The 24,383-nt window shown below is 36.7% G+C and carries 22 protein-coding genes and 1 other RNA gene; 3 read left to right on the forward strand and 20 right to left on the reverse strand.

Features of this window, described 5'->3' with window-relative positions; all coding sequences use genetic code 11:
• Positions 1–33 precede the first annotated feature (33 nt).
• From rimP to ACFIQE_RS01595, 19 genes are all read right to left on the reverse strand, one after another.
• Positions 34–684 carry a ribosome maturation factor RimP gene (gene rimP / locus ACFIQE_RS01505; RefSeq protein WP_375611870.1) on the reverse strand — a complete coding sequence of 217 codons (651 nt, stop codon included), beginning with the start codon at positions 682–684 and terminating at the stop codon, positions 34–36.
• Between the two features lie 127 nt (positions 685–811).
• Positions 812–1,513 carry a tRNA (guanine(46)-N(7))-methyltransferase TrmB gene (locus ACFIQE_RS01510; RefSeq protein ID WP_375611812.1) on the reverse strand — a complete coding sequence of 234 codons (702 nt, stop codon included), beginning with the start codon at positions 1,511–1,513 and terminating at the stop codon, positions 812–814.
• A complete protein-coding gene (metK, locus tag ACFIQE_RS01515; RefSeq protein ID WP_375613312.1) occupies positions 1,510–2,778 on the reverse strand; it encodes a methionine adenosyltransferase in 1,269 nt (422 codons plus the stop codon). The genes ACFIQE_RS01510 and metK overlap by 4 nt, the downstream gene beginning before the upstream one ends.
• Positions 2,779–2,908: 130 nt before the next feature.
• On the reverse strand, positions 2,909–3,322 hold the full coding sequence (locus ACFIQE_RS01520) for a helix-turn-helix domain-containing protein (protein WP_375611810.1): 414 nt from the start codon (positions 3,320–3,322) through the stop codon (positions 2,909–2,911).
• Positions 3,323–3,470: 148 nt separating this feature from the next.
• Positions 3,471–5,105, reverse strand: a complete 1,635-nt coding sequence (gene lnt / locus ACFIQE_RS01525) for an apolipoprotein N-acyltransferase (RefSeq protein WP_375707211.1) — start codon at positions 5,103–5,105, stop codon at positions 3,471–3,473.
• Entirely contained in the window at positions 5,068–6,093 is a 1,026-nt protein-coding gene (locus ACFIQE_RS01530) for a hemolysin family protein (RefSeq protein ID WP_375630012.1), read from the reverse strand. Before ACFIQE_RS01530 ends, lnt begins: the two co-directional genes overlap by 38 nt.
• Positions 6,094–6,202: 109 nt before the next feature.
• Positions 6,203–6,670: an rRNA maturation RNase YbeY gene (gene ybeY / locus ACFIQE_RS01535; protein ID WP_375611807.1), complete on the reverse strand. Its 468-nt coding sequence runs from the start codon at positions 6,668–6,670 to the stop codon at positions 6,203–6,205.
• The gene (locus ACFIQE_RS01540; protein WP_375639981.1) at positions 6,667–7,791 is read right to left on the reverse strand and encodes a PhoH family protein; all 1,125 of its coding nucleotides are present in this window, start codon (positions 7,789–7,791) and stop codon (positions 6,667–6,669) included. Before ACFIQE_RS01540 ends, ybeY begins: the two co-directional genes overlap by 4 nt.
• Positions 7,792–7,951: 160 nt before the next feature.
• Positions 7,952–9,328, reverse strand: coding sequence for a tRNA (N6-isopentenyl adenosine(37)-C2)-methylthiotransferase MiaB (miaB, locus tag ACFIQE_RS01545; protein WP_375621198.1), 1,377 nt, complete (start codon positions 9,326–9,328; stop codon positions 7,952–7,954).
• 31 nt (positions 9,329–9,359) lie between these two features.
• On the reverse strand, positions 9,360–9,851 hold the full coding sequence (rimI, locus tag ACFIQE_RS01550) for a ribosomal protein S18-alanine N-acetyltransferase (RefSeq protein WP_375611805.1): 492 nt from the start codon (positions 9,849–9,851) through the stop codon (positions 9,360–9,362).
• Positions 9,851–10,537 carry a tRNA (adenosine(37)-N6)-threonylcarbamoyltransferase complex dimerization subunit type 1 TsaB gene (gene tsaB, locus ACFIQE_RS01555; RefSeq protein WP_375621199.1) on the reverse strand — a complete coding sequence of 229 codons (687 nt, stop codon included), beginning with the start codon at positions 10,535–10,537 and terminating at the stop codon, positions 9,851–9,853. The genes rimI and tsaB overlap by 1 nt, the downstream gene beginning before the upstream one ends.
• Before the next feature lie 735 nt (positions 10,538–11,272).
• A complete protein-coding gene (locus tag ACFIQE_RS01560) occupies positions 11,273–12,301 on the reverse strand; it encodes a YeiH family protein (protein ID WP_375621200.1) in 1,029 nt (342 codons plus the stop codon).
• 69 nt (positions 12,302–12,370) lie between these two features.
• Positions 12,371–12,976, reverse strand: coding sequence for a recombination mediator RecR (recR, locus tag ACFIQE_RS01565; RefSeq protein WP_375673811.1), 606 nt, complete (start codon positions 12,974–12,976; stop codon positions 12,371–12,373).
• A gap of 30 nt (positions 12,977–13,006) precedes the next feature.
• On the reverse strand, positions 13,007–13,330 hold the full coding sequence (locus ACFIQE_RS01570; RefSeq protein ID WP_375621202.1) for a YbaB/EbfC family nucleoid-associated protein: 324 nt from the start codon (positions 13,328–13,330) through the stop codon (positions 13,007–13,009).
• A 14-nt stretch (positions 13,331–13,344) separates the two neighbouring features.
• Positions 13,345–15,285, reverse strand: a complete 1,941-nt coding sequence (locus ACFIQE_RS01575; RefSeq protein ID WP_375707212.1) for a DNA polymerase III subunit gamma/tau — start codon at positions 15,283–15,285, stop codon at positions 13,345–13,347.
• 223 nt (positions 15,286–15,508) lie between these two features.
• Positions 15,509–15,606: signal recognition particle sRNA small type (gene ffs, locus ACFIQE_RS01580), an RNA gene on the reverse strand.
• 1,584 nt (positions 15,607–17,190) lie between these two features.
• Positions 17,191–17,598, reverse strand: coding sequence for a hypothetical protein (locus ACFIQE_RS01585; protein ID WP_375621204.1), 408 nt, complete (start codon positions 17,596–17,598; stop codon positions 17,191–17,193).
• Between the two features lie 537 nt (positions 17,599–18,135).
• The gene (locus tag ACFIQE_RS01590; protein ID WP_375611800.1) at positions 18,136–18,999 is read right to left on the reverse strand and encodes a prephenate dehydratase; all 864 of its coding nucleotides are present in this window, start codon (positions 18,997–18,999) and stop codon (positions 18,136–18,138) included.
• Positions 18,996–19,727 (reverse strand): 3-deoxy-manno-octulosonate cytidylyltransferase, encoded by a 732-nt coding sequence (locus ACFIQE_RS01595; protein ID WP_375611799.1) that lies wholly within the window; start codon positions 19,725–19,727, stop codon positions 18,996–18,998. The genes ACFIQE_RS01590 and ACFIQE_RS01595 overlap by 4 nt, the downstream gene beginning before the upstream one ends.
• Positions 19,728–19,852: 125 nt before the next feature.
• On the opposite strand from ACFIQE_RS01595, the gene ACFIQE_RS01600 reads away from it, so the two are divergent.
• The gene (locus tag ACFIQE_RS01600) at positions 19,853–20,416 is read left to right on the forward strand and encodes a c-type cytochrome (protein WP_375611798.1); all 564 of its coding nucleotides are present in this window, start codon (positions 19,853–19,855) and stop codon (positions 20,414–20,416) included.
• Between the two features lie 924 nt (positions 20,417–21,340).
• Here ACFIQE_RS01600 and ACFIQE_RS01605 read toward each other — a convergent pair.
• A complete protein-coding gene (locus ACFIQE_RS01605; RefSeq protein WP_375621205.1) occupies positions 21,341–22,135 on the reverse strand; it encodes a molybdopterin-synthase adenylyltransferase MoeB in 795 nt (264 codons plus the stop codon).
• 87 nt (positions 22,136–22,222) lie between these two features.
• Between ACFIQE_RS01605 and gshB the strand changes: the two genes are divergently transcribed.
• Positions 22,223–23,170: a glutathione synthase gene (gene gshB, locus ACFIQE_RS01610; protein ID WP_375621206.1), complete on the forward strand. Its 948-nt coding sequence runs from the start codon at positions 22,223–22,225 to the stop codon at positions 23,168–23,170.
• A gap of 133 nt (positions 23,171–23,303) precedes the next feature.
• On the forward strand, positions 23,304–24,350 hold the full coding sequence (locus ACFIQE_RS01615; RefSeq protein ID WP_375613323.1) for a substrate-binding domain-containing protein: 1,047 nt from the start codon (positions 23,304–23,306) through the stop codon (positions 24,348–24,350).
• The last annotated feature ends 33 nt before the right edge of the window (positions 24,351–24,383 follow it).

A 24,383-nucleotide genomic window follows, 5' to 3' on the forward strand; every position in this document is an offset into this window, starting at 1 on the left:
TTTGTGCCACACGATGGGTATTTCCCAGTGATATTATTTTTTGAAATTGAGCGTCTGTATAGAGTCGTTAGCGTTCTCTTCGGCAATGAATTGTTGACTTAAATCTTTATTTTGTTTCAATGCATCGCGAATAAGCTCATCGGTAAGCACTAAATGCGCATTTATGATATCACAAAAGGAAATAGGGGTATACATGGCTTCTCCATAAGCAGCTTTATCAGTGTTTAAAATAAATCCATCTTGCGTGATATTTGTAAGTGTCCCACGAAATTTTCGGCGCCCATCAATTGTTATTTTGGTTTCAATTTTTGCAAGATGCCCTTGCCAATGAAAAAAATCAGATTTTCTTACCAATGGACGATCAATTCCAGGTGATGAGATTTCTAAATGATATTTGCGTTCAATAACATTTTGTACATCAAGGAGGGGAGAAACTGTTCGACTAACAGTTTCACAATCTTCTATGGTCATAGAACCATCGGCACGTTCAACCATAATTTGAAGTGTTAAACCATTTTGACCAAGAAGTTTCACACGAACCAAACGAAAACCTAAAGGTTTAAGTAGTGGTATGACAAGAGCAGCAACCTGTGCTTCGATACCATCTTCTTCAAACAGGCGCGGTTCGTCAAGATTGCTTATTTTTTCAGCTTCGTTCATACATTTTATCCAAGTTGGTTTCATCAGTTTTATGATATTAAAAAAGAGCGGGTCCAACGGCCCACTCTTCATCATAAGACCAAGAATTTAACTATTGATACTCTTAAATTCAAAATTTTTCAAGTTGTTTATGAGAAAAGCGCTTGATCATTTATTTCTTGATAAAGGTAAGATAGGCAGGCGTTCGTCCTTCGCGTAAAGCTTTTGCTTCATAGCGGGTTCCGCTCCATAGTGGATAAGGGAGTTTCCAGTCTTGAGGGCTTTCTGCTTTCCATTCAAAGTGATCATGTTGTGCACAATGGTACAAAGTCCAGTTTACATAACTGTCTATATCGCTAGCAAAGCGCAAAAATTTCCCTATTTTAAGAACACGAGCAAAACGGTTAAGATTTTTTATGTTGATGAAGCGTCGTTTCCAGTGTTTCTTTTTCGGCCAAGGATCAGGATAGAAGAGGTCTATTCCATCAAGCGAGTTATCAGGGAGCCAATCAAGAAGGCGTGTAGCATCATCATTATAGAGGCGAAGACGATTTTGATGGTTTTGATGCTGTTCAAGAGACGATAATATTTTTGCCATGCCATTGATAAAGGGCTCGACGCCGATAAAACCGGTTTTTGGAAAATATTCCATTTCATGAAGTAAATGTTCACCTCCACCAAAACCGATTTCAAGTCGAATTTCTCTTACTTTGCTTGAAAATAAGGATGTAAGGTTTAAGGGAGGAGGGACATTTAAATCAATATTCAAACTGGGGAGAAGCATTTGTATACGTGTAAGCTGACTGTCTCGAAGTTGTTTTCCTTGTCGGCGTCCAAAAAATGCTTCACTCTTACGTATATTATGTTTAATCATGGGATTTGGATCATTGTTTGAAGCGTTTTCACGAGATCAGTTTTTTCCCATGAAAACGAACCATCGTGTTTTGGTTTACGACCAAAGTGACCATAGGCAGCTGTTTTCGCATAAATAGGTTTATTGAGGTCAAGATGTTTTCGAATGCCGGTAGGTGAAAGGTCCATTATTTTGCGGATGGCTTCTTCAATAACCTTTTCATCGACTTTTCCTGTTCCATGAAGATTAAGATAAATAGATAAAGGTTGTGCAATACCAATTGCATAGGAGAGTTGAATGGTGCATCTTTCTGCTAAATGAGCAGCAACAATATTCTTAGCCAGATAGCGTGCCGCATAGGCAGCAGAACGATCAACTTTTGTTGTATCTTTTCCTGAAAAAGCACCGCCTCCATGGGGTGCTGCACCTCCGTAAGTATCCACAATAATTTTGCGTCCCGTTAATCCGGCATCGCTTTGAGGGCCTCCAATGACAAATTTTCCTGTTGGGTTAATATACCAACTGCATTGAGCTGCAATGGGAATGTCATGTAAAGCTTGGCGAATGTAAGGCTCAACCACTGTACGTACTTTATTCGAATCCCAGCTTTCATCAAGATGCTGCGTTGAAAGAACAATGGATGTGACCTCTATCGGTTTTCCATTTTTATAACGTATGGTTATTTGGCTTTTAGCATCTGGTCCTAATTTTCCAGTTTCTCCCTCTCCTTTATGACGAGCTGCGGCAAGAAGTTTGAGAATTTTATGCGCATAATAAATTGGCGCAGGCATGAGATCAGGTGTTTCACGGCAAGCATATCCAAACATGATACCTTGATCACCCGCTCCTTCTTCACCATGCCGATCCGTAGCATTATCAACCCCTCTTGCTATATCAGCTGATTGTGGGCGCAAAAGAACATCAATTTTAACAGTTTTCCAATGGAAGCCTGCTTGTTCATAGCCAATGGTACGAATAGCACGGCGCGCTGCTGTACGAAAACGTGTAGGATTAATGAGTGGAAAGCTAGTTTCATCATAGATGAATTCTTTATTTTTATCTTTTTTTAATAGCGTATCGGGAACACGTACTTCACCAGCGATAACAACACGGTTGACACTGACGAGAGTTTCACAGGCAACGCGTACTAACCATGGATCAGTACCAGTCTTTTCAGCTTCTTTATAGATCATATCAACAATTTCATCGGAAATACGATCACAAATTTTATCAGGATGTCCTTCCGATACCGATTCGCTCGTAAAAAGATAATCTTGATGCGGCATAGGAACTCCTTCAAAAAAGAAAACCAACGATTTAATCAATAGCTTACTAAAGTCGCCACCATTTGCTAATTCTACAGCAAATAGTCAATGCAAATGTATATGAATAAAAGAGAAAAGATATAATTTTAATTTATAACTTATTTGTCAAATCTTCCTCAGAAAGTGCTTTTGCCAAGTCAATAATTTTTCGACGCACTTTAGCATCAGATATATTTGTAAAAGCGCGCATGAGCTGAATCCCTTCGCTGCTAGAACAAAAGTCTATAAAATTGTGTTCACTTTCAGCAAAACCCTCTACTTGTTGGGAGGTAATACCTTTATCAAAAAAGTAAGAAACAGGAACATCCATAATTTCCGCTATCGCTTGAAGACGGCTGGCACCAATACGGTTTGTTCCTTTTTCATATTTTTGGATTTGCTGAAAAGTAATTCCTAATTTTTCACCTAGTTTCTCTTGAGTGAGTCCTAAAATATTACGACGTAAACGGATACGAGTTCCAACATAGATATCTATAGGGTCAGGTTTTTTTCTAGTTTCGGTCATAATGCAACTCTTTATTTCCAGCATTTTTCTTCTAAACCAACATCATATTTATGCGCAGTTGATTTATCATATAATTAAAACAATATGTAATATTTTTTCCCAATATCACTGGTACACGCAACACAATACCGTACAAAGGGCACTTGAATCATTTAAGCTGTTTTGTAAAACCAAAACCAATACGACACAATAGCATAAGGATGAATAAGATAAAAGTAGAGAAAGTTCTGTATTCATTGCTTCCTATAGGGGTAATGGATGATGGAACTTGTGAATCAATAATGCCCACAGCATTTTGTCGAAGAGCTACAACGATTCGTCCATAAGAATCAATAACAGCTGATATGCCATTATTGGCGGCCCGTATGAGGGGGATTCCCAGTTCAACGGCACGAAGCTGTGCTTGTTGAAGATGTTGATAGGGTCCAGGTGTTACACCAAACCATGCATCATTTGTAATATTAATAATTGCTTGAGGCGGGGAGCCTTTGAAAGTCATTTCATGGGGAAATATTGCTTCATAACAAATCAAGGGTAGATAAGAAAATCCGTTTGGCATTGTAACAATTTTGCGCACACTTGCAGCACTATATCCACCAATATTATCAGCAAGGGTACGCAATCCAATTTTTTCCAATAAACTCTGATAAGGAAGATACTCACCAAAAGGAACCAAATGAAGTTTATCGGAAGTATTTAAAATATTACCTTGAGCATTAATGACTGCAATTGTATTAAAATATTGTGTTTGGGAATGAGGTAGATCATTGCTGGCGCGTATTGCTCCAACAATAGCCCATTGTTTAGGTTTTAAAAGAGAGGCAATGCGCATTGTGATAGATGAATTATCATAGAGAAGGTAAGGAACGGAAGCTTCAGGCCATACGATAAAATCGGGTTCTGAATTTTGATCGGTTGTTGGCGTTGCACTTAGCTTCATATGTGCTTCCAACATAGATTCTCGTGTATTATCACGCAATTTTATATTTTGTTGGATGGACGGTTGAACAATGCGCACCCAATAAGCACTTTTTTGATCTTCAGTTGTGTTTTCTATAGTATGAAGACGATAAAACCCAAAACCACAGTGAATGAATATAAGTGATAAGCAAAGAGAAAGTGCCACTTTCTTTTTTTCATCCGTTAATAAAACAGTTGGCAAACTGTAGGCTAAGACAGCAAGAATATTCATTCCGTAAAGTCCTACGATTGCATCAGATTGCATGAACATTGGGGTTGGCATGGCTGTATAGCCAAGAGAATTCCATGGAAATCCTGTGAATAAAAACGCACGCAACCACTCGGATAATCCTAATGCAAAGGCTAAAACAAAAAAGCGTGCTATTCCTTTTGTCCATAATAAACCGACAATGAAACCAGAAAAAAACCAATAAAGAGAAAGGTAGAGTGGAGGGAATAAAATGGCTAATGGGACTGCCCAACCAAAAGAATCTGGATCTGTTAACAAAGCATTGCATAGCCACCAAAGGCCGCAAATAAAATAACTAAAACCAAAGGTTCCACAGCTTAAAGCGTAAGTAAAAAAATGTTTTTTATTGTTTTTGGTGGCCCGTATTGAGTCAAGTAAAACAATAAAGAGAGGGAAAGTTAAAAAGCAAAGAGGCGTTAAATAAAAGGGTGGAAGTGCAAAAGAAGTAAGAGCACCACACAGAAATATCCATGCTTGGCGCTTCCAGCCTGTAACAGAGAACAAAAAAACGATGAAATTGTTTAAAAATACTGGACTATTCTTTAGGGATGGCATTGTTCTCAAGATTCTCATTTTTGGGAATGCGAAAAATGCGCAATCGTTTAATCCGGCGTTTATCAGCTTCTAAAATACGAAATCTATAGCCAGGTACAGCTTCGACAATTTCACCTTTAGCAGGAATGCGATCAAGAATTGAGACGATCAAACCACCAATAGTATCAACTTCATCACCATATTCCCCTACGATAAAATCAGGACCAAGAGCTTTCTCCACATCTTCTAGTTCAGTTCTTGCATCAACGAGCCATTTATTATTTGGTTCACGTACGATAGCATTGTCGACATTATCATGTTCATCTTCGATATCCCCAACGACTAACTCAACAATATCTTCCATTGAAACGAGACCATCTGTTCCTCCATGTTCATCAATAACTAAAGCCATTTGAGTTCGTGTAGTTTGCATCCGTGTTAATAATTTGCTTGCAAGCATAGAACTGGGAACAAAGAGAACTGTTCGGATCAAATCCAATTCACCGATTGGAGTATGCAAGTCTGTATGGTTTAATTGAAGAAAATCGGATTTTTGTTCGGTTTTTGTTGGGTTGATAATAAAGCGAGCGATGTAGTTAAGAATATCGCGGATATGGATCATGCCGCGCGGATCATCTAAAGTTTCAGCATAAACGGGGATACGAGAATGACCAATTTTTGCAAAACATTTAAGGGTTTCTCCAAGAGAGGTGTTTATTTCTAATGCTTCGATTTCAGAACGAGGTATCATAACATCATCCACGCGTGCTTCACGTAAGCGTAAAATGTTATGCAGCATAGTACGTTCTTCAGGTGAGAAGAGGGCGGTATCTTTTTCATTGTTAGTCGTGAGTGCAACGGTAAGATCATCGCGCAGTGACGTAGATGCACAATTTCGACCCCGTAAGAATGAAAATAAATGATTCATCAGGGAATATTTCTCTGTATGATTCGTCTGTTGAGAGGGGTCTTTTTCATTATTAGAAGATGCTTGACTATTATTTTGTGCATTTATTTTGTTTGCCATGGTTTTGAAATCTTTTAGACTTTCTTTTTTATAATAGATAAATAAGAGGCTTTAAATGGTATGCTGGTAATATTGATTTTAAAAGTTAAATTTTATCATTGATAGACAATTATGCGTAAGGATCTTTTATGGAAAGCTTTTGAAGAATTTCTCTTTCGAGCTTTTCCATTTTATATGCTTCATCATCAGTTTCATGGTCATAACCAAGCAGATGCAAGATACCATGAACAATCATATGTGTTAAATGGTCTTGAAATGTTTTTCCTTCTTTCTCTGCTTCGAAAACAACAGTTTCTCGGGCAATAATAATATCACCGAGTATGGGACCAGGTCGATTTCCAGCTTTAAGTGGAAAAGCAGGAAAGGATAATACATTAGTAGATTTGTTTTTGTTGCGCCATTGTGCATTGATTTGTGCCATATGTTCATCATCCGTAAAAAGCAGGCTAATCTCGCTTACAACATTTGCCAATGAAACATGATGCATAGTTGCCATTAATGCTTTTTCAGTGATATTATAAAGCATTTTCTCATCATTCCACCCTGCGCTTTTAATCATTATATCAATAATAATCATGATGAATCAAATTCATTTTTTAATGCATCGCATGCGAATGATTTTTTTTTATTTTGTATTTCGGAATCACGATCATAAGCACGAACGATAGCAGCAACAAGTGGGTGGCGTACAACATCTTTTTCATCAAAATGCACAATTGCAATATTTTCTACATTTGAAAGAATGCGAATTGCTTCAATGAGACCTGATTTTTGCCCTGTAGGCAAATCAATTTGGCTTACGTCACCGGTAACAATCATACGTGTTCCTTCTCCAAGACGTGTGAGGAACATTTTCATTTGCATGGGCGTAGTATTTTGTGCCTCATCAAGAATAACAGCAGCATGGGCAAGTGTTCGTCCGCGCATAAAGGCGAGAGGAGCAATTTCTATGACACCAGAGGCTAAAATGCGTTCTATTTTTTCAGCGGGCATCATATCATAAAGAGCATCATAAAGTGGTCGTAAATATGGGTCGACTTTTTCTTTGAGATCACCGGGAAGAAAACCAAGATGTTCTCCAGCTTCAACAGCCGGACGTGAGAGAATAATTCGCTCAATGATACCACGTTCTAGAAGCATTGCAGCATGAGCAACAGCAAGATACGTTTTTCCTGTTCCTGCTGGTCCTACACCAAACACAAGTTCAGTATGCTCCATAGCACTTATGTAAGCGTCTTGTGTTGGAGTTCTTGCATGAATTATTTTTTTATGGGTACTCAACCGAGCTGGTATACGTTTCGTTGCAGATTTGTGTGTTATTGTGTCTTCTTTCTGCTTCTTTGGTATATTTGCCATAGCAATCGCTCCTTTTATATCTGATAAAGTGAGCTCTTGATGTGTTTTGGCACGTTCATAAAGCTGCTGCAATACATATTGCGCACGTTTTATAACAGAAACATTTCCACGGATTAAGACTTCATTACCACGCGGATGAATACTAAGTTCGAGTTTTTTTTCGATATAAGCGAGATTTTCGTCAAATTTACCAAAAACTGCTTTTGCATATTTATTATTTTCGAAAATCAAAACAACTTGGCTCACATCTGAAGCGCTTGTTTGTTTCAAGGTATCAGCCTTTTCAAGGGACGTATTTACTTTTTCTTTAATACGCTTTATTTTTTCGGTTGAAGCTTTCAGCCTATTCTCCATATCTACATAAATATTGCACATTTTGTTAAGTAAACTTTATAAAAGACAATTTTTACAAAAAGTGCACGCTTTAGATGTAATCATTTGCTTTTAAAATAAAAGAGTTTTCCAAAATATTTATTTTTTGAACAAGGTATTAGAGGCATGTTTATCTATTTGTCACTTCACCAACAAAACTGTTTGAGCTTGCATTTTTAATATGAATTTCTATCACGCTACCTGTAGAGGCTTCTGTATCGACAACAACAGGTAAAAGCCAAGGGGAACGCCCTACCATTTGCCCTGAGTGACGTCCAGGTTTTTCGATGAGAACGTTCGTTTTTTGATCAATTTTAGAACGCAAAAACGCATTTTGTTGCTCAAGGAGAAGGGCTTGTAAATGTTGAAGTCGGGCATCTTTTACAGATTCATCAACATGATTTTTCATTGTGGCTCCCACTGTTCCAGGACGGGGGGAATATTTAAAAGAATAAGCTGAACTGTACTGTACTTGTTGAATAAGTTTAATGGTTTCTTCAAAGTCTTCATCTGTTTCTCCTGGAAACCCTACAATAAAATCGCCTGAAAAGGCAATATCTGGCCGTACGGTTCGAATTTTTTCGATAAGATGAAGATAATGAGAGCTTTTGTGTTGTCTGTTCATGGCTTTTAAGATGCGATCTGAACCTGATTGAACAGGAAGATGGAGGTAAGGCATTAACATATCAAGATCTCGATGCGCGGCAATAAGGCTATCATCCATATCACGTGGGTGGCTGGTTGTGTAACGCAAACGCTTTAAACCATCGAGTTTTGCGAGATGATAAAGAAGATCACCAAGACGCCAAGTTTTGCCATCAGCACTTTGTCCATGCCAACCATTGACATTTTGTCCAAGCAGCGTAATTTCTTTGACACCCGCTTCGATGAGTTGAAGGGCTTCCTCGGTAATTTGCTCGACAGACCGTGATATTTCAGCACCGCGTGTGTAAGGAACAACACAAAAAGTGCAAAATTTATCGCAACCTTCCTGTACTGTTAAAAATGCGCTAACACCTCGTTTTCTTACTGCATGTTTATTATGGGGCGGCAAATGAGCAAATTTATCTTCAACAGCATAGTCTGTTTCGATAATTTTTTTCCCTTGTTTGGCTTTTTCTAACAATTCTGGCAAGCGATGATACATTTGCGGACCAATAACAAGATCCACTGTTGGAGCACGGCGCAAGATTTCACTTCCCTCAGCTTGTGCAACACAACCTGTTACACCAACCATCAGGGGTTTATCAGGTGTGCGCTCTTGACGCATAACGCGCAAACGACCAAGATCAGAATAAAGTTTTTCTGCTGCTTTTTCACGAATATGACAGGTATTAACAAGAATAAGATCGGCATCATTGGGAATTTGTGTTGTCACATAGCCTTGCGAACTGAGGCTATCAGTCATCCGTTGGCTATCATAAACGTTCATTTGACATCCATAGGTTTTGATAAAAACCTTTTTAGGAGCAACAGGAGGCGTATTTTTAGGATTTACTTTATTCATAGCGCATGTGTAAATGTTTTTTACACAAATCTCAATCTATTTGCTTAAAAGTTTTTTGCATGATAATTGCATCACCACGACCATTTTTTGACGCGTAGTAGGCAAGACGTTCAGAAATTTTTTGAAATTCAAAGCGTTGATAAAGGTTCAAAGCAGAAAGATTTGTGGCTTCTACTTCCAAGAATAATTTTATGGCGCCCTTGTCGTGAAGATGGTGAACTGTACGATCGATAAGAAAGGTACCAATTCCTTTTTGACGATAATGAGGATGAACAGCAATTGTGATGATTTCTGCTTCATCAAGGATGAGACGGCATAGGCAAAAGCCTAAAATTTGATCAGAGTGATCAATGAGAAAAGCTTTGTATCCGAAGATAGAGTGATCTGTTAAGAAATTATCAAAAGCTTGTTTTTCCCAAGAAGGGGTAAAACAATGCTGATGAATTTGATGAAGAGAAGCACTATCATTAACTTGTAGCGGAGCAATTCCAAAATTCTTTTTTGTCAATGAAAATTTGGGCATTATTTTTTTTGTGGTAAAGCAAAATTGGTTTGTTGTTTTGCATCAGCGCTGCGTAGATAGAGTGGGCGAGGTGAATTTTTTGATTGTTTGTTTGCAGCAAGATAAGCATAGTTTACAATATCGGCCGCTTCGCAGGGGATTTTTTCTAGGACAATTTTTTCGTATATTTTATGGTTTTTAATATGCTCCACAACGACATCAGCAGCTGGGCCAGTCAGTCGGGTTTTTTTGGGCAAATCTTCGAGGATATTTTCAATTGTTTTTAATCCCGGCTCTCCCAAAGGTGTGAGATCATTATGAAAATTTTGATGGTAGAACATCCCTCTCCCTGCTTCAATGACAACAGTAATTGCCGATGCTGTACTTTTATTGTTTATGACTTGTGCTGCTAACGCTTCAAGAGCACTCACTCCAACAGCAGGTATTTCAAGTGCTAATGCCAAAGCGCGCGCTGTTGCAACACCGACACGTACACCAGTAAATGATCCAGGTCCAATATTGACAGCAATACGCTCAACTTGATCAAGCGTCATATTGGCTTGTTTCATTATTTGTGTAATCTGCCCAATAAGTTTTTCAGCATGTCCTTTGTTCATGCGCTCATTGATACGCGCAATAACAGATTTATGACGAATAAGCGCAACAGCACAATAAATTGAAGCAGTATCTATAGCAAGGATAAGCATAAAAATATTTTAGTTGAATAAAACGATAAATAAAAGTCCTGCTGTATTTTTAATCTTTTCATTATCGTATATTTCATTTGTAAGAAAGTTACTAGTGCCAATAAGCAACAATATCTTTTTATGGGATAGAACGAGATGTTGATTTAATCCTTATTTTTATCACTTTTTGAATGAGTATCTTGAGTATTGTAAGACTCTCTTATTTTAAATCTACTTATGGTGAAACAATTAAAGTTATTAGCTTGTATATTACAAGCGGAGTTAGCGTATGAATCAAAACTGTTGAAGAAAAGAATAAAAACTCCTTTCACGAATCGTTTAAATGTAAGGATTGTCACAACTTTTAAGCTATCAAATAGTACGATGATGCCACTTGTATTACATAGTAAGTAAAAGTAATTTAAAAGAGGAAAAGTTATGACCCCACATTTTTTCCAAATAAGAATATATTTTATCCGTCTTTATATAAAAACCTCAGCGTAATGAGAGCAGATGAAAGAAATGGCATTGTTTTGCATGAGTTACGTATTTCGATACTACCCCGTTGCAAATCATTATGGACTGAAAAGCAAATTTAACAGTTTTCACTTAAATATCAGCTCTTTCAATTTTTTGTATAGAATAATGAGCAGTATTTTAGAATTTTTTCTGGTTTATGAAAGAACTGATTTTAATAATAAGGAGGACTTTGGGTTGATTGCATACTACGTTGAAAAAATAATAATCAATGTACATTTAAAATGTTATATGATTTAAATCATTCAATTGTATCATGATAAGGCTACAAATACCGAGAATAATTATGGAGCAGGTTGAAGCCAAAATGACGCGCCATCCTGCTTTTTTTAGTGATCGGATATCAACACCTAATCCTAGTGCAGCCATTGAGATAACAGTAAACAATTGGGCAATAAATTTGATGGGATTGATAGCCTTTTCAGGGATAAGACCACTTGAGCGAACAAGCATCATGATAATAAAGCCAATGATAAACCATGGGACGAGGGTATGTAAACGCAAGCGTGTTTGTGCTGATCGGCGATAAATGATTGATAGAGTAAAAATAACAGGGCCTAACATGAGAACCCGTACTAATTTGACAATTGTTGCAATTTGAACACTTAGAAAAGAGACAGATGCTGTTGCTGCTAAAACCTGTGGTACAGCATAAACAACCATGCCAGCAAGCACACCATATTGGCTAAATGACAAATTCAGAGATGGATGTAAAAAGGGTAAAAATAAAATAATAAGAATTCCTAAAAGAGCAGTGAAGGCAATTGACGCGGCTACATCGTCATGTTTTGCTTTTATGACAGGTGCAACGGCAACAATAGCTGAATTGCCACAAATAGCATTCCCACAAGCGACCAGCATTGCCAAATGTGTAGAAAGCCCGAAAAGTCGGCCGATGGCAAAGCTCAGGATAATCGTTACGAATATCACGAATATGATACTAGCAAGCAAATTCCAGCCAGCTGAAAGGACTGCGTTAATGCTAATGCTTGCTCCTAGAAGAACGATAGCAATTTCGAGAAGTGTTTTTGCACAAAAGGTGATACCTTTTTGAAAATATGTTGGCAAAGGAAAACAACTACGGATAATCGATCCTAAAAGAATTGCCAAAACAAGGCTTTCAAGCCATGCTTGTCCAAAAAGCTGTTTTTCTACGACTTCTAAGCCATAAGCTAAGGCTGATATGAGTAAACATACTAGAATACCAGGACCAAAGTCGTTTAAAAGTGAGAGTTTTTTCTTTATCACTTGGATATTTTCCCCATAAAAAGAAATGATAGTAAATAAAACGAGATAACAAGTAAGAGAAAGAAATTTTTAAAGATTTGTTCTTGCTTGTACAGCTGCTGCTAAAGTTCCGTCATCAAGATAATCAAGCTCGCCTCCTACAGGGACACCATGAGCAAGTCGCGTAATTTTAACTGGAAAATTAGAAAGCTGATCAGTGATATAGTGAGCAGTTGTTTGACCTTCGACAGTCGCATTTACAGCAAGAATAATCTCCGTAATAGGGTTTTGTACAACACGCTGTATTAAGGTGGCAATGTTGAGTTCGTCAGGACCTATTCCATCTAAGGGGGAGAGTCGTCCACCCAACACATGGTAACGTGCGGCTAAAGTTTTTGCGCGTTCAAGAGCCCACAGATCAGCAATATCCTCAACAACGATGATTGTTGTATCATCGCGGCGCAAATCTGTACAAATTGAACAAGGATCAATGGTATCGACATTTCCACAAACAGAACAAATGCCGACTTTTTCTATAGCTACTTGTATAGCTGCTCCTAAAGGTTCTAGCAATGTCTCTTTTTTTTTGATAAGATGAAGCGCAGCACGACGCGCTGAACGTGGACCAAGACCTGGTAACCGTGATAAAATCTGAATGAGACGTTCAATCTCAGGTCCTGCAATGTATTTAGACATATTTTTGTCCCACGGGAAAAATCCGTTTCATTAAAATGGAAGCTTGAAACCTGATGGGAGTGGTAGCCCTGCCGTCATACTTTTGGTTTTTTCTTCTATTGCGACTTCGATTTTTGTTCTTGCTTCATTATAAGCTGCCATAATGAGATCTTCAAGAATTTCAGCTTCCTCAGGTTTGAGTAATGAAGGATCAATTTGAATTGCTGTTATAATATTTTTGCCATTTAAAGTGATATGGACGAGACCACCCCCTGCAGTGCCCACAGCTTGCAGATTAGCTATTTCTTCTTGAATCTTCTGCATTTTTTCTTGCATTTCTTTGGCTTTTTTCATCATGCTCATCATTTCACGCATAGGAATAGGTATCCTTATTCATCATTGATATCATTTTTATTTTTAAAAATATCAGCATTTTTAAAGGTATTGGGGAGTAAATCAAGATCATTTTCTTCTTTATTAAGTCGAATATCGACAATTTTTGCTTCTGGGAAATGATTGAGGATTTTCGCGATATCAGGATCTGTTTCTGCATTGGAAAAAAGAGTCTTTTGAATCGCTATACTTTCCTCCTGTAAGGTTGGGCCACCTCCTTCATTAACAAAAGTTATTGTCCAGCGTTTTTCAGTCCATTGAGATATCTTTTTTTCTATATCATGAGCAAGAAATTGTGGGGTATTTTCAGAAAGTCTCAAGGTAATATGCCCAGCTTCAAAAGAAACAGGATGAACAAATTCTTTAACAAGGAGTTTGAAAGGAACGTCATTATGCTGTTCGGCTAATTGAACAATATCGTGCAAAGAATTAATCACGAGAGTTTTAGGTTCAGTAATCTTTTCTGTTTTTTGCGTGACAGAATGCGATAAATTTGCAATCTTTTCAGAAAGATCAGTAGATTGAGAAGTTTCTGGAATTTCTGTTACTTCTTGGGCGTTAATTTTGTCATGGTTTTGATTTTCAACTAAATTTTCTGGTTGTAAGGAATGATCTAATTGGTTTTTCAAAGATGTTTTTAAATCTGATTGATCGGCTAATGTATTTGAAACGCTCGAGGAAGCATGGGCTCCGACCATTGTTTCTTTTGTTATATTATTTGCATTTGTAGATTCTTGATGAGAAGAGTTTTTAACCAGTGTGTGAGGCGTTTTTTCTTGCGTAAGCTTTTTTAAAGCCTCATCAAGAGTTGGTAAGTCAGCCGTGTGAGCAAGACGAATTAAAAGCATTTCAGCGGCTTGAAGAGGACGTGCAGTTTGATTAACTTCCTGTAAACCTTTGAGTAACATTTGCCAGTTTCGGGATAAAACAGGAACGGAAAGTTTTTTTGAAAAGTCTAAACTTCTTAAACGTTGTTCTTCAGTCAGAGAAAAATCTTCCACTATTTCTGGTGTAAAACGTAAACGTGTGACCAGATGATTAAAATCGGCTAGTTCTGTCAATATAGTAAGAGGATCAGCACCTGCTTCATACTGACTGCGTAATTCATGTAACGCATTGACAACATCGCCCCTCATGATAAATTCAAAAAGATCAATAATACGTGCTTGATCCGCTAATCCTAACATTGTACGCACCGCAATAGCATTAACATTGCCATTGCTATGGGCGATTGCTTGATCAAAAATGGATAATGCATCACGTGCAGATCCTTCTGCAGCACGGGCAATCATAGAGAGTGCTTGATCTTCTACTTCTACCTTTTCATATTTCGCAATTTGACGCAAATGTGCACTCAAAGCTTTTGAGTCAATACGTCGTAAATCAAAACGTTGGCAACGCGAAAGAATTGTAATAGGAACTTTGCGAATTTCTGTTGTGGCAAAAATAAATTTCACATGGGAAGGTGGTTCTTCAAGAGTTTTCAATAAACCATTAAAGGCTTGTGTTGAGAGCATATGTACTTCATCGATAATATAAACCTTATAGCGTGCAGAAACAGGACGATAGCGTATTTGTTCAATAATTTCACGAATATCATCAATGCCCGTATGAGAAGCGGCATCCATTTCTATAACATCAATATGGCGTCCTTCGATAATTTGTGTGCAATGTTCACCAAGAGAGTCCAATACAGTTGTTGGTTGGTCAATATCTTTTGTTTTATAATTAAGTGCACGTGCCAAAATACGTGCTGTTGTGGTTTTACCTACGCCACGAATCCCTGTTAACATCCACGCTTGTGCAATACGACCTTTTTCAAAGGCGTTGGTGAGAGTACGCACCATAGCTTCCTGACCAATGAGGTCAGAGAAGTTTTGGGGTCGATATTTACGAGCAAGAACACGATAGGCTGTTTCTACCGGTAAATTTTCCATGAGTATTTCCAACTTCGAAGTTCTTTATGCGTACATTTTGATAATACAAAAGCATAGATCAATACTGTAGTCTCATATAAAAGGATTTTTTCTTAATCAAATTATTTATGGGACAATTTGTTTAAAAATAACAAAACCCCTTTATTTACTGCATACAAATGCTGCTCTGAAGATTAAAAATACCTCGCTAAAAGACAGCATAAAAAATAATTTTTTCAGCAAAATAGGAGGTTGGAACGATGACCCGTACCAGAACTCGTTGGGGCTGCTTCTTTCCAGACCTGACCCAGTTGGCGAGTAGTTCGTCCACCACCAACCTCCCAAGCTCATATTGTCGATTTGGAATGAAAAATCAAGATCAGAAACGAAAAATATCCTAAGAACGACGAAGAATTTTCCTTTGCATTTAATTTATTGATATATAAACAACAAAGAGATTGTGGATTTACCAGTTTTTATAGCAGTAGCTCTGCATATTTATTTGGTATGAAAATATTTTTTCGCTTAAGATAGTCTGAATGTATAATTATCTCATTCGCTGAAACATGTAAGAGTTTTAGGATAGATACATCTGTTCTAAAACTACGAAATTGGATCATCAAAAATTTACAACAGTTAAAGAAGCAAATAAAGTATATAGATCATGTAATTGGCTAACATGCGAAAGTTAGGGGGAAGAGTGCTATTTAAATAATTATAAAATATTGCTTTAATGATGTTGCTCCTCTATACAAAACAGAACATCCCAAACAGAATACATTTAATGTTATACATTCACAGGTTTTTTAAAGAGCGATTGCTCAATACTCTTAACTATATTTCAAACGCCACTCATAAATAGTATACATGCTTCCCTTGAGGTATAAATCCATTGTGCGCTACCCTCTTTATGCTTAATACAAAGTATAAATTTTAGCCCTCATACTACTTAACAACTCCCAATGTTGCGATCCCTTGCACTTGAGAGGCTTTATAAGAAGCATTTTTATTCCTTTTTTAATCGTTTTTACTCACACATCACTCCCATTTGTAACTTTCAAGGAAATGATTTTAATTGATTCAATATGAGATTTAAGATGGGAGGATCTTACTTTATTTGTGGTTGTAATTCAGTATAAAAAATCGAACTCTTATAATGATAAGTCAATATATTAAATATCTTATAAGAGAACCACCTCATTTCTATAGTGAATGAGAATATCAAATATGTAATATTTTTTCTTTTAACGTATATAAATACTGAGTAGATGTTATCGCTCTTTTTTTGCGTGCTTGTTCTTTTAATTAAAAAACATTGATGTTTATCACAAGATGGATCAATATATGAATTTTCATTATTTGAGAAAAGGTTTCATATATTTTTAAGAGACTGTACTCATGCAAGAGAAGATGCAACATTAAACGCTATAGAAATAAGGGGGTACTGATTTTATAAGCATAAAAATGGTTCTTATTCGATATAAGCGACATTTTATAGTTTCAGATAATTATATTCTTTAATAAGGAGGGAAAAGCGAGATAATTTTTATAAAAAGCTGAATGAGTACGACTTAAAGTGCAGAGAGGAATGCATCTGTAGAGCAAATTTTACTTTTCTGTTTATCTAAGTGATTTGGGTATGGTGTGCTTTATATTACTTAAAATAAAGCAGTTGCGAAGATAGAAGTTATATTCTTATTAAAAAAATAGTTCTGATAGTAGAAAATACAGAACAATTTAAGTTTAGTCTTTTAGTTTTCGCAAAAGTTCTTTAATATCTAACCTTATAAGCAGCTTAAGGTTTGTCATATTAGGATAAAATACCTCTTCAGCGATTAGTTTTAATAGCTCATTATGCCGTATTTTGAAAAAAACACCTGAAAAAAAGAATAACTCTACTCAAATTTAGATGTTATAGAAATATTGTTAATCATAACCTCCTGTGTCACAATCTGTTCCAACAACTTTTTTGTTCGTAATATTTTTAAAAATATAATGTCCTGACCAAGGAAAACTTATATGAAGAGATTTTATATTTTTTAGGGTAAAGATTTTCTTTTCTTTATCATGGGTTATTTTCTTTTCATCATCAACAAAAATTCTCAATTTGTTTAAATCAGAAGGGGCAGAGTATGATAAAGTAAAGGATACTTTCTTCGGTTTAAAGGTATTACAAGAGTATTCAACTCCTTGCTGGAATGTATAGGATGGTGTGATCACAACACTTTCATCCCGCGCAAAATTCCATTTTTTTTCACCAAAGCCAGCAAATGCAACACTAGAGTAGGCGAGAATATTTGCGGCTAATAATCCTCGCGTGAAGACTTTTTTCATTATCCTCTCCTTTTTTCTAACGTGAGGTGAATCATAAATCAGTTTTTATAAAGATACAAGTTCAAACTTAACGCTAAAATCAGGGCTAAGTTGCATTTTCTAGTTTTAAACCATGTTTAGAATGATATTAATCTAAAAGATTCGAATGCTCTATTATGTATAATAATTTGAATTGTTTTGAGAGCTAATTTAGAAGTTCGTTATCTTTATTGGAATATTGTCAGAGGAAATGACTTTTCTCAAGAGGCTCTCTTTGAATATATAAAGGGAAATAGATGGTACAAGCGTTTTTATTTTTGGTTACTGTGTTTTTTTACACTGGTTTTTATACGAGTTGAATTGCGGTTTATCATGATATAATTTGTGAGAAAATATTATGAAAATAATTTATATATTCTATTACGAGCTGTTTTTTCTTCTTCAGTGTTTATGAAGGGTGTTGAGTAGAAAAAATGAGCCCTTTCAAGATGCGTTGCATTATGAAATTTTTACGATGCTTTTTGATATCAACAAAAAATGATAGCAGCTTAATTGCTTTTATATATACGATGTTCGATCGTTTTGTGCTGGATAAGTACCGATAATACGCAGTTCTGCAGAAAAGAAAGATAATTCTTCTAAGGCAAGTTTCATCATCGGGTCTTCAGGATGTCCTTCAATATCAACAAAGAACTGTGTTGCATTGAAATTTCCACCAATTTGATAGCTTTCTAATTTTGTCATATTGATACCATTCGTTGCAAATCCTCCCATAGCTTTATAGAGAGCAGCGGGGACATTGCGCACTCGAAAAAGAAGACTGGTGATGATTTTTTCGCCATTTTGAGGTTTGGGGACATGTCGTTTGGAGCGTGAAAGGATGACAAAACGGGTAATATTATGAGGGTTATCTTCAACATCTCTTTCAATAATATCAAGTCCATAGAGTTCTGCTGCGATTAAAGGTGCTAAGGCAGCCTGTGAACGTTTAGCATTTTTTTTAATAAATTTTGCAGCTCCAGCGGTGTCAGCAGAAACAACAGGTTTCCAACCGTTGTTTCGTATGATTTTTCGGCATTGTGCAAGGGCATGCGTATGGCTGTGGACGGTTTTAATTTCGTCATGTGTAACGCCGGGCAAAACCATGAGTTGAAAATGGATAGGTAAAAAATATTCATCAATAATATAAAGAGATGACTGTGGTAAAAGATGATGAATGTCTGCAACGCGTCCCGCAAGGGTATTTTCAATAGGGATCATAGCAAGATCAGCTTTCCCGCTTTCCACTAAATTAAGGGCGTCTTCGAAAGTAGCAGAGGGAACAGCATCCATATTGGGGAACATATTGGAGCAAGCAATATGGGAATTAGCGCCGTATTCTCCTTGGAAAGAAATTTTATTGGTTTTTTTAAGTATTTTCATGCTAAAATCTCACAAACTCTATCGAGATCATGTTGTGTGTCTACACCTAAGGGAATTGTATCGACTATTTCCACATCAATACGCATATTGTTTTCTAATGCACGTAATTGTTCAAGTTTTTCACGTTTCTCAAGTGGTGAGGGTTTGAATGATACAAATTTCTCAAGTGCTTCGCGCCTATAGGCGTATATTCCAATATGGTGATAAAGAGGACCCTCTCCATAAGGTGCTTTGGCGCGCGTAAAATAAAGAGCACGAAGGCGATTTTGAGAAAGCGGTGTACCAATGATTTTGACAACATTGGGATCTCTTGTTTCATTTTCTTCAATGATTTTGGCACCCAAGGTTGCAATATCAGTAAAGCTATTTTCTAAAGGGCGTAGCGCACGAATGATTTCACGAGGCATGATTGTTGGTAAGTCACCTTGTATATTTAAAATGGCGTTGTAGCGTTGTTCAGGATCAATGCGCACTAAAGCTTCATAAATACGATCAGATCCAGACTTATGATCACCTCGTGTTATGATATATTCATGCCCATAATCTGCAACAGCTTTAGCGATATCATTATGATCTGTTGCAACGATTGTACGTCCTATTCCAGCTTTTTTGGCTTGTTCTGCGACATGAACAATCATCGGTTTTCCGCCAATTTCAGCGAGAGCTTTTTGAGGAAGACGGGTTGAGCCCATACGGGCAGGAATAAGAATAATTGTTTCAAGAGCCATTGTAAGATTCCCAATGTCATCTGTGATGCATTTATGATGTTGTGTGTTATAAAGAAGATGTTGTGTGTTATAAAGAAAAAGCTTAAACTAAAAATGGTAATAAAATCGTGAACATTTGAGTTTTTATGAATCGCTCGAGATTTATTTATTTTATTTGTGCTTGTTTATGTGTGCTGGTCGCTATTGTGGGGATTTTCACACTCAGCAATATAGTTTACGATCATCCTACATCAGTCCAATATCATCATACAGTTGCCAAGAATGATATATTTCAAGAAAAACAAAAAGCACCTGATGTTTCCCTATCACTAAATAGCCGCCTTCAACAAGGCAATTTTGAAAATGGCCGTAAAGTTTTTCGCCAATGTGCCATATGCCACACATCTGGACGCAATGAAGCAGGGCGTGTTGGTCCAGTTCTCTGGGAGATTGTTAACCGCCCTTTGGCATCAGCAGCAGGTTTTGCTTATTCACGGGCATTACGTGCTCATTCTGATCAAAAATGGGATTTTGTAACGTTAGATCGTTATTTACATTCTCCACGTGAAGCTTTTCCTGGGACCATTATGTCTTTTCGTGGAATTAAAAATGACCAAGATCGTGCCGATCTCTTGCTTTATTTACGCAGTTTATCCGATCATCCTGTTCCTTTACCAATGGATAATAATAAAGCGAACGAGCCAAATTAACTTATACCATAGATGTTAATTTTAGAAAGAAGTCTGATTTTTTTGTAATTTTAGTTTCACAGTTTTATAAAAAGAGCTCTTATTGATGTTTTGTTAGGGGGGGACGCCCCTCACGCAAAACAGAACATATTTAACATTGCATATTTACTCGCTTATTTTAAAGAGATCTTTTATAAAAATGCACTCTTTACGCTGTCGTCTGTGGATTGGTTTTCAAGATTTGTGTGCTTCACTTTTTCTACATATACTTGTCTGTGAAATTATTGCTGAAGGATTATCAATTTATGAGCCGCAGCTTTCTGCTTCTAAATGCAATAATTATATAATTAAAGCTCTCCATGAGGTTTATCTCAATCCTTCTATACACAAATCCCCATGTACTTTTACATCAATTCCCATGTATTTTTCTTATGAACAGAGACAATTGATTGTTCTTATACGTGCAATAATCCTAAGCTGCATTTTATGATGCTCGATGAATAGACGTTTTCTCTTGAGGTTAGAGATGTACTGACAGATCATTAACCTTTTATAGTATCGATCACTAAAATGTGACTTAGATTATTTATTTATAGGTTATGGTTTGAAGTAAGCACTTTCATGTGAAACAATTTTTATGTGTGAATATTAAAATAGTTGAATAGAGTTCTGCTGATTGTATTTTTATCTACGTCGAAAATTTTTTACACAAGAATATTGATAGCAGCTATGTTCCCACGAGTCTCTGTCCATTTATAGACGATGACATGAAATTATGCTGATAATCCATTATAGAGAATTATTTTTTCACAAAAGGTTTTCCATATTTGTGATAAATTTAATAGGTTTCATTGGTTACAATGTTTCGATGACTTGCGATAAAATTAATTAGTATTTCAATACATATTGCGAGAGTGCTAAAAATTAGTGGAAGAGAGGACATAATCATGATTCTCCAAGCTTCTTAATAACTATGGTATTTTCTTTATAATTTGAGCGTTTATAAGTAATAATATTAAATTGCGCTAATAATCCATTATAGAGAAGAATCTTTCCTACTAATGGCTCTCCGATGTTTGTGATCATTTTAATAACTTCCATTGCTTGTAGGGTTCCAATAACGCCAGGTAAAACACCGATGATTCCAGCTTCAGCGCATGTTGGAATAGTATCGGGAGCAGGAGGGGTGGGAAATAAATCGCGATAGTGAGGATTATTGTCTTTATACGGCATAAGGACGGTTAATGAGCCATTAAAACGTTCTACAGCACCACTTATTAAAGGTTTTTTACATTGGGCAGCGTGATCAGCGAGAAGATAGCGAGTGGTAAAATTATCACTTCCATCAACAATGATGTGGTAAGCATTGAGCAGTTTATCCACATTACTTTTATCTAAGCGTAGGGTGTGTTTTTCAACTACAACATGGGGATTTATTGCTTTTATAGTGGTTTCAGCACTGTCTGTTTTGCTTTTGTTGATTGCATTTGTTTTATGAATAACTTGGCGTTGTAAATTGGAAAGTGAAACGATGTCGTTATCGACAATTCCAAGAGTTCCAACACCTGCGGCAGCCAAATAGGTTAAGACAGGAGCACCAAGACCACCAGCGCCTACAACAAGAACGCGTGCTTTTTTTAGCTTTTGTTGCCCTGTACCACCAATTTCAGGCAAAATGATGTGGCGTGCATAGCGTTCGATTTCTTTGTTGTTTAATTCTATATCTGTTTCTTGTGTCATAAATTTTCTCTTGTCATAGTTCTTTTATTGTTTACTAAGTTTATGATGCATAGACCAGTCTGCTTTTAGGATAGAGAGGATTTATTTATGAAAATTGCCATTCAGATGGATCATATTTCAACAGTTCGGATTCAAGGAGATACGACATTTGCACTCGCTTTAGCAGCCCAAGAACGTGGACACTCTCTCTTCCATTATACACCAGATCGTTTATCTCTATACGATGGTTGTGTGATTGCACGACTAGAGCCATTGATTGTACATGATAAAGAGGGAAGCCACTATCGATTAGAAAAGCCTGCTCGTACGGAATTAACAGATATGGATGTGGTTCTTTTACGCCAAGATCCACCTTTTAATCTCAATTATATCACAACAACTCATTTGTTAGAGCGTATTCATCCTAAAACACTCGTTGTGAATGATCCGGCATGGGTACGCAACAGTCCAGAAAAAATTTTTGTTACTGAATTTTCTGATCTGATGCCAGAAACATTAATTACCAAAGATATTGAAGAAATAACAGCTTTTAGAGAGACATTTGGCGATATTATTGTTAAACCACTTTATGGAAATGGGGGTGCTGGTATTTTTTATTTAAAACAAGATGATCGCAATTTAGCATCATTGTTAGAAATGTTTGCAGAAATTTATCACGAACCTTTTATTGTTCAGCGCTATTTAGAGGCAGTACGAAAAGGAGATAAAAGGATTATTTTGCTTGATGGTACACCTGTTGGAGCTATTAATCGAATTCCGACAGAAACAGATGTGCGCTCTAATATGCATGTTGGAGGTCGCGCGGAAAATGTGGAGTTAACAAAACGTGATTATGAAATTTGTGAACGCATTGGTCCAGCCTTAAAGGAACGCGGTCTTCTTTTTGTGGGGATTGATGTGATTGGAGATTATATAACAGAAATTAATGTGACGTCTCCTACGGGAATTCGTGAAATTAAACGCTTCTGCGGTACAGATGTTGCTCATTTGTTTTGGGATGTTATTGAGTTCAAGCGTTCAAATGAATTTATTTGACAGAGGACAAAAACATGGTTTTAAAAAAATGATCCATGTTGTTTTTTATATTTGTTATGTTGTAAATGTGAACTAGAATGACCGTATAATATAAGTTAAGAGGCTTTGTTTTCGATTTTTAGGGAGTTTATAGATGAACAAAGTATTATCAATTGGAGTGGGATTGATTTTTGCGCTACTGCTGTCAGCAAATGGAGGCAATGCGCGCGATCAAATACAGATTACTGGTTCATCTACAGTTTTACCTTATCAAAAGATTGTTGCTGAAACATTTGGAGAAATTTATCCCCATTTTAAGGTTCCTGTTATCGAATCGGGAGGAACAGGAGCTGGTATTAAGGAATTCTGCCGTGGTATTGGGGAGAACACTGTTGATATTGTTAATGCTTCGCGAGCAATGAAACCGAGTGAATTACAGTCTTGTTTTGATGCTGGTGTAAAAGATGTTGAGGAAATACGTATTGGGTATGATGGCATTGTTTTTGCAACTGATATTAAGGGACCTGATTGGAAATTACAGCCAGTAGATGTTTATAAAGCCCTTGCTGCTCGAATTATTATAGACGGAAAGTTGCAACCGAATAATGTTTTGAAATGGAGTGCAGTTAATAGTGCTCTTCCTGATTGGACGATAGCAGCGTATATTCCTGGGGAGAAGCATGGGACACGTGAAGTTTTTGAGGAAAAATTACTTACTAAGGGGTGTAAAGAGAGTGGGGCAGTTGAGGTGATGAAGTCTTTAGGAATGGATGATAAGGAGATACACACTGCTTGTATTGCGGTACGTAAGGATGGAAAAGCGGTTGATATTGATGGTGATTATTCTGAAACATTTGCGCGTCTAACTTCTAATAAAACAGGGGTTGGTATTTTTGGTTTGTCTTTTTATCAAAATAATGCTGATAAACTAAAGGTTGCCGATATTAACGGTTTTGCGCCAACAGTTGAGACGATTTCTAGTGGACAATATCCGGTTTCTCGTCCGCTTTTTTTCTATATTAAGAAAGCACATTTAGGTATTATTTCAGGTTTGCGAGAGTATGTTGATTTTTTTCTTTCTGATCAAATGATTGGTCCAGAGGGTCCTTTGGCTGAATATGGTTTGATTGTTTCTCCTGAAAAGGAACGTCAAGCACAGCGTTCTGATTTTTCTGCTGGTCGAGTAATGACATTGAAATAATTTGCAGGGAAAATTTGTTGGATTTCTGAGATA

This window comes from Bartonella sp. AA1HLJMS (genome assembly GCF_042197445.1).
Classification (GTDB): Bacteria; Pseudomonadota; Alphaproteobacteria; order Rhizobiales; family Rhizobiaceae; genus Bartonella.